The organism is bacterium (Candidatus Blackallbacteria) CG13_big_fil_rev_8_21_14_2_50_49_14 (assembly GCA_002783405.1).
Lineage (GTDB): Bacteria > Cyanobacteriota > Sericytochromatia > UBA7694 > UBA7694.
On sequence record PFGG01000074.1, the window covers coordinates 55,031 to 67,441 of the forward strand.

At 49.7% G+C, this 12,411-nt stretch carries 15 protein-coding genes; 9 read left to right on the forward strand and 6 right to left on the reverse strand.

Translation table 11 applies throughout. The features are described from left to right. Positions 1 to 21 precede the first annotated feature (21 nt). Positions 22 to 216, forward strand: a complete 195-nt coding sequence (locus COW20_21145; GenBank protein PIW45207.1) for a hypothetical protein — start codon at positions 22 to 24, stop codon at positions 214 to 216. 201 nt (positions 217 to 417) lie between these two features. Here the strand turns inward: COW20_21145 and COW20_21150 are convergent, their stop codons facing one another. Then, positions 418 to 951, reverse strand: a complete 534-nt coding sequence (locus COW20_21150) for a hypothetical protein (GenBank protein ID PIW45208.1) — start codon at positions 949 to 951, stop codon at positions 418 to 420. Positions 952 to 1,193: 242 nt separating this feature from the next. Next, positions 1,194 to 2,414: a dTDP-4-dehydro-6-deoxyglucose aminotransferase gene (locus COW20_21155; protein PIW45209.1), complete on the reverse strand. Its 1,221-nt coding sequence runs from the start codon at positions 2,412 to 2,414 to the stop codon at positions 1,194 to 1,196. Between the two features lie 163 nt (positions 2,415 to 2,577). On the opposite strand from COW20_21155, the gene COW20_21160 reads away from it, so the two are divergent. Continuing rightward, a complete protein-coding gene (locus COW20_21160) occupies positions 2,578 to 3,420 on the forward strand; it encodes a hypothetical protein (protein PIW45210.1) in 843 nt (280 codons plus the stop codon). A 39-nt stretch (positions 3,421 to 3,459) separates the two neighbouring features. Next, positions 3,460 to 3,789 carry a hypothetical protein gene (locus COW20_21165; protein PIW45211.1) on the forward strand — a complete coding sequence of 110 codons (330 nt, stop codon included), beginning with the start codon at positions 3,460 to 3,462 and terminating at the stop codon, positions 3,787 to 3,789. An 11-nt stretch (positions 3,790 to 3,800) separates the two neighbouring features. Here COW20_21165 and COW20_21170 read toward each other — a convergent pair whose 3' ends face one another. From COW20_21170 to COW20_21180, 3 genes are read right to left on the reverse strand one after another with little or no spacing between them, the layout of a single operon-like run. After that, on the reverse strand, positions 3,801 to 4,034 hold the full coding sequence (locus COW20_21170) for a hypothetical protein (GenBank protein PIW45212.1): 234 nt from the start codon (positions 4,032 to 4,034) through the stop codon (positions 3,801 to 3,803). After that, on the reverse strand, positions 4,031 to 4,684 hold the full coding sequence (locus COW20_21175; protein ID PIW45213.1) for a class I SAM-dependent methyltransferase: 654 nt from the start codon (positions 4,682 to 4,684) through the stop codon (positions 4,031 to 4,033). Before COW20_21175 ends, COW20_21170 begins: the two co-directional genes overlap by 4 nt. Next, on the reverse strand, positions 4,681 to 5,022 hold the full coding sequence (locus COW20_21180) for a competence protein TfoX (protein ID PIW45214.1): 342 nt from the start codon (positions 5,020 to 5,022) through the stop codon (positions 4,681 to 4,683). The genes COW20_21175 and COW20_21180 overlap by 4 nt, the downstream gene beginning before the upstream one ends. Before the next feature lie 140 nt (positions 5,023 to 5,162). Between COW20_21180 and COW20_21185 the strand changes: the two genes are divergently transcribed. The 3 genes from COW20_21185 (at position 5,163) to COW20_21195 (ending at position 8,552) form a co-directional block, all read left to right on the forward strand. Further along, positions 5,163 to 7,334: a dehydrogenase gene (locus COW20_21185; protein ID PIW45261.1), complete on the forward strand. Its 2,172-nt coding sequence runs from the start codon at positions 5,163 to 5,165 to the stop codon at positions 7,332 to 7,334. 77 nt (positions 7,335 to 7,411) lie between these two features. After that, complete coding sequence (locus COW20_21190) at positions 7,412 to 8,098, forward strand: DUF1361 domain-containing protein (GenBank protein ID PIW45215.1); 687 nt, start codon at positions 7,412 to 7,414, stop codon at positions 8,096 to 8,098. Between the two features lie 115 nt (positions 8,099 to 8,213). Then, the gene (locus COW20_21195; GenBank protein ID PIW45216.1) at positions 8,214 to 8,552 is read left to right on the forward strand and encodes an ArsC family transcriptional regulator; all 339 of its coding nucleotides are present in this window, start codon (positions 8,214 to 8,216) and stop codon (positions 8,550 to 8,552) included. A 48-nt stretch (positions 8,553 to 8,600) separates the two neighbouring features. Here the strand turns inward: COW20_21195 and COW20_21200 are convergent, their stop codons facing one another. Beyond that, positions 8,601 to 9,257: a hypothetical protein gene (locus COW20_21200; GenBank protein PIW45217.1), complete on the reverse strand. Its 657-nt coding sequence runs from the start codon at positions 9,255 to 9,257 to the stop codon at positions 8,601 to 8,603. A 341-nt stretch (positions 9,258 to 9,598) separates the two neighbouring features. On the opposite strand from COW20_21200, the gene COW20_21205 reads away from it, so the two are divergent. The 3 genes from COW20_21205 to COW20_21215 are packed head-to-tail and all read left to right on the forward strand — an operon-like array spanning position 9,599 to position 12,410. Next, a complete protein-coding gene (locus tag COW20_21205; GenBank protein PIW45218.1) occupies positions 9,599 to 11,404 on the forward strand; it encodes a DNA topoisomerase IV in 1,806 nt (601 codons plus the stop codon). Then, positions 11,404 to 11,988 carry a hypothetical protein gene (locus COW20_21210; GenBank protein PIW45219.1) on the forward strand — a complete coding sequence of 195 codons (585 nt, stop codon included), beginning with the start codon at positions 11,404 to 11,406 and terminating at the stop codon, positions 11,986 to 11,988. The genes COW20_21205 and COW20_21210 overlap by 1 nt, the downstream gene beginning before the upstream one ends. Continuing rightward, a complete protein-coding gene (locus COW20_21215; protein ID PIW45220.1) occupies positions 11,988 to 12,410 on the forward strand; it encodes a secondary thiamine-phosphate synthase in 423 nt (140 codons plus the stop codon). Before COW20_21210 ends, COW20_21215 begins: the two co-directional genes overlap by 1 nt. The last annotated feature ends 1 nt before the right edge of the window (position 12,411 follow it).

Consider the following 12,411-nt stretch of genomic DNA (forward strand, 5'->3'; position numbering starts at 1 on the left):
TTTGGAATGCGAAGGGTAGCAATGCTTGAGTCTTCCCTGAGCCCCGAAGCCCAGGCCCGCCTGATGGCGATTGCGCGCCAGATTCGTGATGAAGTCTCTGACTTACCCGATAGTCCGGATAAGCAGGCGAAAATTCAAGCCCGAATCCGTGAACTATATCAAGCGCAATTCCCTGAGGATTACGAGCGCATTAAACATTTGCTGCAGGGTTCCTAGTTTTACAGGCCTATCTGAGGTCTGAATGGCCTCAATCTATTTCCCACTAAGCTTTATCATCGATTAATGTTTTTTTTCTTGCACAAAAATTTTTTGAGTCTGCATTCCAATGCTTATTTTTAAGGATTGGATTGTGTGCCTGAGATCCTAAAAGCAAACCCCCTGGGTGAGAGCCCAGGGGGTAAAACAATTTTATGCGGTTTATTTGCGTGAAGCAGTCATCGCGCCAGCCAGACCTCCGGCCGCTCCGGTTACGCCCCCGACAACTGCACCAAGAACGCCTACGGCTACTGCGTCTTTGATATTGCCGCTGGAGAGATTTTTACCTGCCAAAGCCAGGCCTCCAACCAGTGCGCCTACACCCGCACCTACAGCTGCGCCTTTGAGTTTGCTTTCTGTCGTATTGGCGGCAACGCCACCGGCTAAGCCGCCTGTCACAGCTCCTCCCATGGCACCAGCCAGAGCGAAGAGTTGTGCCCAGCCCTTGCCTTCACCATGAGAACCCAAGGCCATCAGGGCCAAGGGGACACCAGCAGCCATCGCACCTCCGAGAGCGCCTGCGCCGGCACCTTTTAAGGTGGGAACCATGCCGCGTTTAAGTTCTGTGATATCGTTGCTGTCTTTGAGCAGGGCTTTGTTTTCTGTTACCGGAGCCGTTTGTTGAGGGGCGGCTTTGGGGGCTTGGACAGGGGTGTTTAAAAGGGGTGTGTTGGATACAGCAGTAATCGTTGACATGGTTCACTCTTTTCTTCACTTGAATTAAATTTTATTTATAAACTAGATATAGATTGGTTAAATTTAATTTTGCTGAAAAAGATAAAGATAAGGTTAAGATTAGAAAAAATAATATTTAAAATTAAATTATTTAATATTTAATCTTTTGCGCGGAAGTGCTTGCTTCCAAGGTGTTTCCTTGATTTTTGATTTCTTTTTAAAGACTGTGAGTATCAAAAAGCATGGATTTTCTCTCGCTTCGCTCAGAACGGTGATTCGGTGGGTAAAGCGTGGGCTGTTTTCATGGCTTGAATCTCTGCAGCCTGATTCTGAATCCAGCTTAAAAAGTTTCCGAGCGTATTGATCTCTTCACTGCTGACGGCCATACCCGTGGGCAATACCATTACTTTCTCTGCAATGGCCTCTGTGACGGGCAGTTGCTTGCCTGCTTCAGGATAAAGCTGAAGATAGGGTTTGAGGCGGTGACAGCCCGGATAAAAATAGCGACGGGCAATTACATTTTCGGCATGGAGCAGCTCAACGACACTGTCCCGATGAAGCCCAAAACCTGCAGGATCGAGTTCCAAGACCAAATATTGAAAATTGCTGGTTTCAGGCAAGGGAAGCAGTTTCAAGCCTGGGATTCCTTGGGTTGCCTGTTTCAGGGCTTGGTAATTGCGTCGGTTTTGGGCGATAAAAGTCTGGGCATATCGCAACGAGCTGCGTCCTACGGTGGCACAGATTTCATTCATTTTGGCATTGATACCCAGCTCAACCACCTGATCATAATCGACAAAGCCAAAATTGCGCATCAAACGCAAGCGCTCTGCCAGGGCGGAATCTTGGGTGGTGATGATTCCCCCTTCGAGGCTGTTGACGAACTTAGTTGCATGCAGACTGAAGACTTCGGCTTGGCCCAAGCCGCCGATCATGCGCCCCTTGTATTGGCAACCCAAGGCATGGGCTGCATCGAAGATCAATTTGAGCTGGTATTTCTTTGCAAGGGCTTCTAGGGCTTCTACTTCGCAGGCCTGGCCCCAAAGATGCACGCCCAGAATCGCAGAGGTTTGGGGGGTAATCAAGCGCTCCACCGCCTGGGGATCGAGGGTATGGGTTTCAGGTAGAATATCGCAAAAGACAGGCTGAATTCCCAACCACTGCAGGGCATGTACTGTGGCGACAAAGGTAAACGAGGGAACAATCACCTCGCCGTGCAGATCCAAAGCCTTAAAGAGCAGCTCCAGGCCCAGGGTTGCGTTGCTGACGGCTAAACAATGCTTGACCCCCAGGGTATCTGCCAGTTCGGCTTCGAAAGCCTTGAGCTGGGGGCCGTCATTGGAGAGCCAGCGGCTTTCCAATACGGTTCGAATTTCGGCCAGAATCTCTTCACTGGGAGCCAGATTGGGCCGTCCCACAAAGCGCTTTTCGTGGAACAGGGGGTCGCCTCCAAAAAGGGCAAGGTCGGACAGGGATTGCTTGAACATAGCTGCCTTTCTTGAACTTCAGGCCTCTAGCATAGCCTTAAGCCCTGCTGATTTCAAGTACCTGAAGGCTTGCCTTGCGCGTGCTTTTGAGAAAGTTTTTCAAACCCCAGCTAAGAACAGGGAGAGCAAGCGTTTCCGGCCTGAATTCTACATGCTATGCTAAATGCGAAGCATTGCTGAGAAAGGGTTTTTCATGCGCAGATTTCAAACTGTTTTTTCAAGCCCCAAACCGATTATTGGCATGATCCATCTTTTGCCCCTGTTGGGAACGCCCGCCTACCAGAACAACCGCGAGCAGATTTTAGAAACGGCTCTGCAGGAGACCGAAACCTATCTCAAGGCAGGTATTGATGCTTTGATGATCGAAAATATGCATGATTTGCCCTATCTGAACCGTACTGTGGGGCCTGAAATCGTGGCCATGATGGGAGTGATTGCCTACGAAATCAAAAAAAGGTCGGCCTTGCCCTGTGGGATTCAAATTCTAGCAGGGGCCAATCAGGCCGCGTTGGGCGTGGCTGCTGCTGCCGGTTTGGATTTTATTCGGGCTGAGGGTTTTGTTTTTTCACATATTGCTGATGAGGGCCAGATGGATGCCTGTGCCGGTGAACTCTTGCGTTACCGCAGACAGATAGAGGCCCAGCAGATATTGGTTTTTACAGATATTAAAAAAAAGCACAGTTCACATGCCCTGACCCAGGATGTGGATATTGTCGAAACAGCCCAAGCCGCTGAATTTTTTCGCAGTGATGGGTTGATCATTACGGGTTCGGCCACGGGCAAACAGGCCAGTTTAAAAGAACTTGAAGCCGTAAAAGCTGCAGTACAATTGCCTGTCATGGTAGGCTCTGGCGTTGAACTCGACAATCTCGAAGCCTATTTGGCGATTGCGGATGCTTTGATCATTGGTTCGTATTTTAAAGCGGGCGGAGCCTGGCAAAACCCTGTGAGCTATGAGCGTACGGCCGCATTGATGGAAAAGGCTAGGCGCTATCGTTCTGCCTGACCCGATGGATCTGTTCTTTGAAAGGCAGGTTTGGCAAAAATGACAAGTGCGATCTGTTATCAAAATAACCAGGTTTGGGGCAGCAATGGCTGTATTGAAGATATTTTGATCAAATTGATCAAATACAGCCCTGAAAACTCGCTGCTCTTGCAATGGTCATTGGAGCATTACCGTCTCTTTTTTTCTGGGATCTGTTGTGATTTGAGTGAGATTTTAACCGATGCTGCCTCGATTTTAGAGTGGCAGGAAACGATTCAGCAGGCGCTTGACGATCTCAAGACCTCATCAGGTTGGACTGCCTTGGGCCTGCTCTGGATTGATGAAAACCGGGAAGCACTCTGTCGCATTGCAGAAGCCCCACCAACTTGAGTTTGCTTGGATTAAAAGCTCAATTGCACAAGGGTTTGTTTTGATGCTTGAATCAGTTTGTATTTAGAATATCCAGATTCTAATTTGATAATACAATTTCTGATTGATTTGTTGCTGAAATTGAATGCGGGTAGAAATTCAAGCAGTGATTTTTCCTGGCTCATCTGAAAAAGTTTGAGATCATCCTTGGCTGTGAATTTTCTCAGGCGGATACGGGGCTGCGTGTTCTGCTTGCTCTTGGTCATGGCTTTTGAGGGCTGGGTTTGAGGGCGTGAAGCGTACAGTGTGAGGCGGGTTCAGAAGGAACTTCCCGGCTGGAGAGGACTTCAAATCCAGCGCTGAGCAACTCGTTCTCAAGGGCTGTCTTGGAGACGATCTGGCGATAGGGATGGCCTGCCCGCATCTGGATTTCTTTCTCTGTATCGCCGCAATGGCACAAACTGCTGACAAAAAAGAGGCAGTGCGGTTTCAGGGCCTGCAAAACATTTGCCAGAAAAACAGCGCGATCCTCGTCAATGATACAGTGCAGACAATTGCCATCGACAATCAAATCATAGCTTTGCTCGGGCAAAACCCCTGCTTGCGAGAGATCTGCGACAGAATACTCAATCTTGAAACCTTCCGCCAAGGCTTTGGCTTGGGCCCATTCAATTGCACGCGCCGAGACATCTACCCCATGCACCTGATAGCCTCTTTGGCTCAACAAACGGCTGAAATGGCCTTCGCCACAGCCCAATTCAAGTACCCGCCCCGTTTGGGGAACCTGGGAATGGCTGAAAAGGCGTTCGAGCCAAAGATATTCCTTTGCCAGACGTTGTGCGCCTCCCCAGCCAGCTTGCCCTGTGGCAATGGTTTCAGCGTAGAGAGGATCGTAAATGGAATAATCGCCTTTCATGACTTGGTTTTGCGCTGAGTTGGTTTCTTGGGTTTGGGGGCAGGCAGTTCTTGGGTTGTGATCTGAATCAGTTGTCTGAGCCAAGCCGGATCTTTGAGTGGCTCTTGAATCAGAAAACAGGGTTTGGCACCGGGGTAGGGTGAACGTTCAATCGGGGTTTGAATAAAGGCGCGGCCTGCTTCTGTGGGCTTGACGAAAAGCTGGTTGTCGGCAAGCAGGGCCACAATTTTCGCTTGGGCATAAAGGGCGTATTCCCCAAACATGGCTTTGGCTGAGAGTTCTGCTTGAAGGTCCAACTGTTTGAGCAGGGTTTCGAGCCAGGCTTTATCGGTGGGCATGTGCTTGCTCTTTTCAGGTTGATTTGCTCTTGCTATTCTAATCGAGACTGTGCAATTGGGCAATTCTTTGACGCTTACGTTATGCTGTGCAAAGCTTTGAGGAGTGCTTTCGGGGCAGGAGAGTGGAAAGGGGGGGCTGGGTGAAAAATCTGCATTATCGAAATTGCCATCTCTGTGAGGCGATGTGCGGTCTTGAAATTGAATATGAAGGCGAGCGGGTACTCTCCATTCGCGGAGATCAGGCGGATCCCTTCAGTCAGGGACATCTTTGCCCCAAGGCGGTGGCTATCCAGGATATTCATACCGATTCGGATCGTGTGCGCGCCCCCCAGAAGAAAATCAAGGGGGCCTGGGTTGAGATCAGTTGGGATGAGGCTTTGGATACGGTGGCTACAAAACTCTCTCAGCTTCAAGAACGCTATGGTCCCGATTCTGTTGCGATTTATATGGGAAATCCGATGGCTCACAATTTTGGTGGGGTTTTGTATCTCAGCGCCTTGCATGAAGCCCTCAAAACCCGCAACAAATACTCGGCGACCTCTGTCGACCAGCTCCCGCATATGCTGGCGGGGTTCTTGATGTTTGGCCACCAGCTGCTCATGCCGGTGCCCGATCTGGATCGCACAGATTTTTTTCTGAATATTGGGGGCAATCCCCTGGCTTCAAATGGCAGTATCATGACCGCACCCAATATTCGTAAACGTTTCAAAGCCTTGAAAGCACGCGGCGGCAAACTGGTTGTGATTGATCCCCGGCGAACAGAAACCAGTCAAATTGCCGATCAGCATCTGTTTATTTCGCCTGGGCGGGATGCGTTTCTGCTCTTGGCCATGCTCCATACTCTTTTTGCCGAAAATCTCGTCAAAAAAGAGTCTCCCCATGCCACTTCCCTGTTCGGGGGAGGTGAAATGCCGGGCTGGGTAGCTGATTTTCCCCCCGAGGCTGTGGCTGGGGTGACGGGGATTTCTGCTGAAGACATAAAAACCTTGGCACGGGATTTCTGCGCGGCCCGCTCTGCTGTCTGTTATGTTCGCTTTGGGGCCTGCACCCAGGCCTTTGGGGCTCTTGTGGTTTGGCTCAGCTATGTCTTGAATGGCATGACAGGGAATTTTGACCGGGCGGGTGGTTTGATGTTTACTTCACCGGCTGCCGATTTGGTGGGTGTTTCCAAACGTTTAGGAAAAGCAGGCAGCTTTGGCCGCTATTTTTCCCGCGTGCGCCACCTGCCTGAATTTGGGGGGGAGTTTCCTGTTTCCACCTTGGCTGACGAGATGGAGACACCGGGTCAAGCTCAGATTCGGGGGCTTTTGACCCTGGCGGGGAACCCTGTTTTATCAAGCCCCAATGGGGGGCGTCTGGAAAAAGCTTTGGAGCAGCTTGAGTTTATGGCTTCAATTGATCTCTATTGCAATGAAACCTCCTGCAAGGCAGATATTTTGCTGCCAGCCAGTTTTGCGCTTGAAGAGGATCATTTTGATTTGATTTTTAATCTGCTCTCGGTAAGAAATACCCTGAAGTATTCCCCCGCCCTGTTTGAGCGGGTGGGAAATACCAAACCCGATTGGGAAATTATTTTTGAATTGGCCCAACGTCTGCAAATCAAAAAAGGAGGCCTGGATTCCCTGTTCGCGCAGGCCATGCAGTTCTTGGGCAAAGGCCTCAAACCTGCGGCACTGGTAGACACAATGATCCGTTTCGGGCGCTATGGGGATTGGTTTTTGCCTTTTTCGCAGGGGTTGAATCTTGCAAAACTCAAAGCGCATCCGCATGGACTGGATTTGGGAGCGCTTCAGCCTGCTTTGCCCGAGATTCTCTGCACGCCAGATCAAAAAATCAACTGGGCCCCCCGGGAATATCTTGCTGATCTCTCGCGGCTCAAACAGGATTTGAAGCGACCCGCTCCTGAATTTCTGTTGATTGGACGCAGACAGTTAAGAAGCAATAATTCCTGGATGCATAACAGTTTGAGACTGGTAAGGGGAAAAAATCCCTGTACGCTGCTGATGCATGCCCAGAATGCAGCAAATTTGGAGCTTGTTTCAGGGGATTGGGTCGAGGTCTGTTCTGCGACTGGGGCCCTTCAGGTTTCGGTTGAGGTGACGGATGCGATCATGCCTGGGGTGGTCAGTTTACCGCATGGCTGGGGACATGATCGCCAGGGCGTCCAATTGAAAATTGCCCGCGAGCATGCCGGGGTTAGCCTCAACGATATAACCGAGCATTTGAGCATTGACGCGCTTTCTGGCAATGCCGCCCTCAATGGGGTGTCGGTCAAAATTCGCAAAATTGAGCCCGCTCAGCAAGATTCCTGAGTTTGCGGTGAACTTTTATTTCAATGCTTGAGCTTTGCCCCTCAAAATCGCTATGATAATCGCAGGAGGAAGCCCCCATGTCTGAACCCTCATCTCTGACCATCACGCAAAAGCTGCGCCCTGGTTTGTTGCTGCCCTTTTCTTTGCTTGGGCTTTTCAGTGTGGCTTTGCTTTTTTTTAGAATTCGCTATACCGGCACCCCTTATTTTTCATTTTTGGTTTGGAATCTCTTTTTGGCCTTGATTCCCCTGGCGGTCAGTACGATCTTTCGCCTGGGAGAAAACCGCTTTCAGGGGCTGCCCTGGCTTGTTGCTGGCTTGGCGCTTTGGCTGCCTTTTTTTCCAAACGCGCCGTATATTATTACCGATCTGATTCATCTGCGCTATCGCATGAATATGCCGGTCTGGTTTGATGCCTTGCTGATTCTTTCTTTTGCGCTCTGTGGGCTTTTGGCGGGTTTTCTCTCGCTTTGGGATTTTGAGCAGGCGATTGCCCGGCGTTGGGGGGCTTGGGCAGGGGTTGGCTTTTCAGGTCTGACCCTGTTTCTGGCTGGCGTGGGTATTTATCTTGGGCGTTTTCTGCGCTGGAACAGTTGGGATTTGCTTCACCATCCCCGCGCGGTGCTGACAGATACCCTGCAGCCCTTTTTTCAGCCGGGTGCGTTTTTGCCTGTTTTGGGCGTGATTGGTTTTATCTTCATGTTTCAAGCCTGTGTTTATCTCTGCTTCCGCCAGATGCTGCGTTTGCCCCACGAAACCATTTAAGCTGTTTCAGACCATCGGCACTCATGCAATGGGTGCCGATTTTTTATTGCGATTTTCGATTCAGAGCCGTGGGGCTCTGTTAAAATCGAAAAAGAGTAAATCGCCAGGAGCCACCATGAGCAATCTGCAAATTTTTGGCACGCGCAAATGTTCTGAAACCCGCAAGGCTGAGCGCTTTTTCAAGGAACGGGGACAGAAGTTTCAGTTTATTGATCTCAAAGAGACGAAAATCAGCAAGGGAGAATTGAACAGTATCCGCAAATCTGTGCCTTTAAAGGATCTGATCAATACCCAGGGCGCAGAGTACCAGAAGCGCAACCTCAAATATATTGTGCATGATATCGAGACTGAGCTTTTAGAGCATCCCCTGCTCCTCATGACCCCGATTGTGCGCCAGGGCCCCAAAGCAACCGTGGGTTTTCAGCCTGAAATCTGGAAAACCTGGTTGGCTTAAACGCCCACCAAAAAAGCCCCCAGACGGGGGCTTTTGGAATTGAAAAATTTACTCTTTATCCTGGCTCAAGAGGGCGGCACCCAGACCAATCAGGAGCAACCCCCCGACTACAGCGCCTGCAGCTGCATCAGCAGCATCGCTGGGGTAGCTGTTGTGGTAGGGCTCATGGCGCACGGGATCACGGAAGGGATCATTGTGATAGGGGGCAGGTTCATGAAAAGGATTGTGATCATAGGCATCATGATGAGAAGGCTCATGGAAAGGATTTTGGCCTACCTGGCGGCTTTCACCAATGGTCAGCGAGCCTGAAGACAAGGCATTTGCAAATTCACGGGTGCTGATGCGGTTGTCACCATTGCGATCGATCCGGTCTTTGACGTCATAGGGCAGTTCCAAATCATCCTTGGAAATCCAAGCGTCACTGACCCACTGAGAGACCGGACGATCAAAATTTTCATTGCGTTTAGAAAAATAAGCTGCAATTTTATCTGCGGTTTCGGGGTTGATATTGTTCAGATAAACATCGCCCTCTGCCAGGGAGTTTGCCAGTTCACGGGTGCCGGCAACCCCATTTGAATTGCCAATATTGCGGTGGGCATTGTAGGAGATCGTCGCTTCATTGCGGTCAATGCGGTTGTTGCGATTGGAATCCATGGCGCGGGTAACGGCCATATAGTCTTGAGAAGATAATTTTAAATTTCCCATGGTTCAATTTCCTCTTTTGCACACTTGAATATATAAATTGGAAGGAATCAGGTTTTTTTGCCTGAATCTGATAGGTTTTTTATCGGCGCATGGGGTGCAATTTATTCTTATGATAGAGTTAAGCCTTGGCGTATTTTTGTTTAAATAAAAATTATTACTTATTTAATCTTTGGACTGTGCGTGTGCGGGCATAAGTCTTGTTCTCAGAAGGGGGGGTAAAAAAGATACTCTATGATACAATAAATATACAAGCTTAACCTGGAGCTACCTGACCCGCTGAGGCGCTTGGGCAGTGTATAATCGGGTAAGCATACCACCACAACACTTTAACAGGAAAAGCCATGTCCCAGAAAACCACCCCCGTGGCCTATGATGAAAACGCAATCAAGACCCTCAGTTCCCTCGACCATATCCGCCTGCGTCCGGGCATGTATATCGGGCGTTTGGGCAATGGAAATCACCGCGATGATGGGATTTATGTCCTGGTCAAAGAGGTGGTTGATAACGCCATCGATGAATTTATTATGGGCCACGGTTCCCGTGTTGAAATTCGTTTAGAGGGAGATCTGGTCACTGTGCGTGACTTTGGCCGTGGGATTCCGCTCGGCAAGGTCGTGGATTGCGTTTCGACCATCAATACGGGTGCCAAATACAATGACGATGTCTTTCAGTTCAGTGTTGGGCTGAATGGGGTGGGCACCAAAGCTGTGAATGCCCTTTCTGCCAGTTTTACCGTGCGCAGCTACCGTGAGGGCCGCTACAAAGAAGCCCGATTTGAGCAGGGTGCACTCGTGCATGAAGAAGAAGGCCCCAGCAAAGAGCGCAACGGCACGCTGGTTCAGTTTGTGGCAGATACCGAGGTCTTTGGCCCTTTCCACTATAATTTGGAGTTCCTCAACCGTCGCTTTGCCTATTATGCCTATCTCAACGCTGGTCTGAGCCTTGATTTTAATGGTGAAATCTTTTATTCCGATCAGGGCCTTTATGATCTGCTGCAACATGAGGTGGAAAGCGAAAAACTCTACGATCCGATCTATTTCAAGGGGCACCGGATTGAATTTGCCCTGACCCATACCCAAGCCTATGGCGACGACTATCTTTCTTTTGTCAATGGGCAATATACCTCTGATGGCGGCACCCATCTCTCGGCCTTTAAAGAGGGCGTACTCAAGGGCGTAAATGAGTTTGCCAAACGCAGTTTTCAGGCCGATGACGTACGTGAAGGGCTGGCGGGTGCGATTGCAATCAAGATCAAAGACCCGGTTTTTGAATCCCAGACCAAAAACAAGCTTGGCAATACCGATGTTAAAACCTGGATCGTGCAAGAGGTCAAGCGCGAGGTTGAAGACTATCTGTATAAAAATCCTGAAGTGGCGCAGATTATTCTCGACAAGGTCAGTCTGAATGAGCGCATTCGCAAGGAATTGCAAGGCATTAAAAAGCTGGTCAAAGAAAAGGCGAAAAAAGTCGCAGTTAAGGTGCCCAAGCTCAAGGATTGTAAGTTTCATCTCAACGCCAAGCAGCCTCGGGGTGAAGAATCGATGATCTTCATTACCGAAGGCCAGTCGGCCAGTGGTTCGATTGTCATGAGCCGTGACGTGATGACCCAGGCCGTTTTTCCACTCAAGGGAAAACCCGTCAATGTCTATGGGGCCAAACGCAATCTGCTCTACGAAAACGAGGAGCTTTACAATATTGTGCAGGCCCTGGGCATTGAAGACAATGTTGATAATTTGCGCTATAACAAAGTTATTCTTGCCACCGATGCCGATGTGGACGGCATGCATATCCGCAATCTGCTGCTGACGATTTTTCTCCATTTCTTTGAGGCGCTGGTGCTGCGCGGGCATGTCTATATTCTCGAAACCCCGCTTTTCCGCGTGCGCAACCCCAAACAGACCCTTTACTGTTATTCTGAGCAGGAAAAAGAGAGTGCGCTGAAAAAGCTCGGTAAAGGGGCTGAAATTACCCGATTTAAAGGTTTAGGCGAAATTTCACCGCAGGAATTTGGTCAGTTTATTGGCAAAGATATGCGCCTGTTGCCTGTCAGCGTACGTGAAAAACATGAGATTCCCCGCCTGCTGACCTTTTATATGGGCAAAAATACCCAGGAGCGCAAGCAATATATTATGGAAAATCTGGTCTGATGAGTTCGGCTGAAAAAAAACCTTTTTCAATTGAAGAAGAAACGCCGCTTGCCTATTTTGAGAAACTGGTGGAGTTTATTTACGACCCCTGGTATGCCCGTTTTCTGCGTCGGATCAGCGCGCGCTATGAGCGTGCCAAAATTCCTGAAGAAATTGAACTGATGCCTTTCTTTGTTGACAGCCTGATCTTTGAAACCTTTATTGATCGCAAAACGCCTCTGGATCGCTTTATTGAGCATTACCAGGCCCAGTTAAAACCCCGCCAGCTTAAAATTTACCAACGCTTTAAGACCTCGGCCCTGGGCTGTTATGAAATTCTTGAGCGCCACAAGCCCGATCGTCTTCTTCTGCGTGATTTGCTGGATGACAGTCCGGTGGAGGTCCACGATGGGGAAGCCTGGCGCTATATGATGCCGGGTTTTTATGCGATCTGCCGCTTGCTGCCCTATGAGGATAGCCTGGTCTTGACCGGATCCTGTGCGGTGCTCAATTATAAAACCCGTGAAGAAGTTCTGGCTTTGGCCCGTGAATTCAAGCATCCTCCGCTCTTTGTCGAGGGCGAAAGCCGACCCGCGAGCCCCTGATGCCCTGGTTCCAAAAAACCTTTCAGCTCAGGCCCTATCCCCGTGGTTTTCATTTGATCACCCCTGAAGTGGAAGCGGCTTTGCCTGCATTGCGCCAGCTTCAGATTGGGCTGGCCCATCTTTTTATTCAGCATACCTCTGCCAGTTTAACCCTGAATGAAAATGCAGATCCCACTGTGCGCAGTGATTTTGAGCGCCATTTCAATCTTTTGGCCCCTGAAAATGCGCCCTATTACCAACATGTCTTTGAAGGGCCGGATGATATGCCAGCCCATCTCAAGGCTTCCCTGCTGGGGGCTTCGCTGACGGTGCCGATTCGGGATGGACATTTCTTGCTGGGCACCTGGCAGGGGATTTATCTCTGTGAACACCGCGACCAGGGCGGTCGCCGTACCCTGACGCTGACCCTGCAAGGGGAGTAGC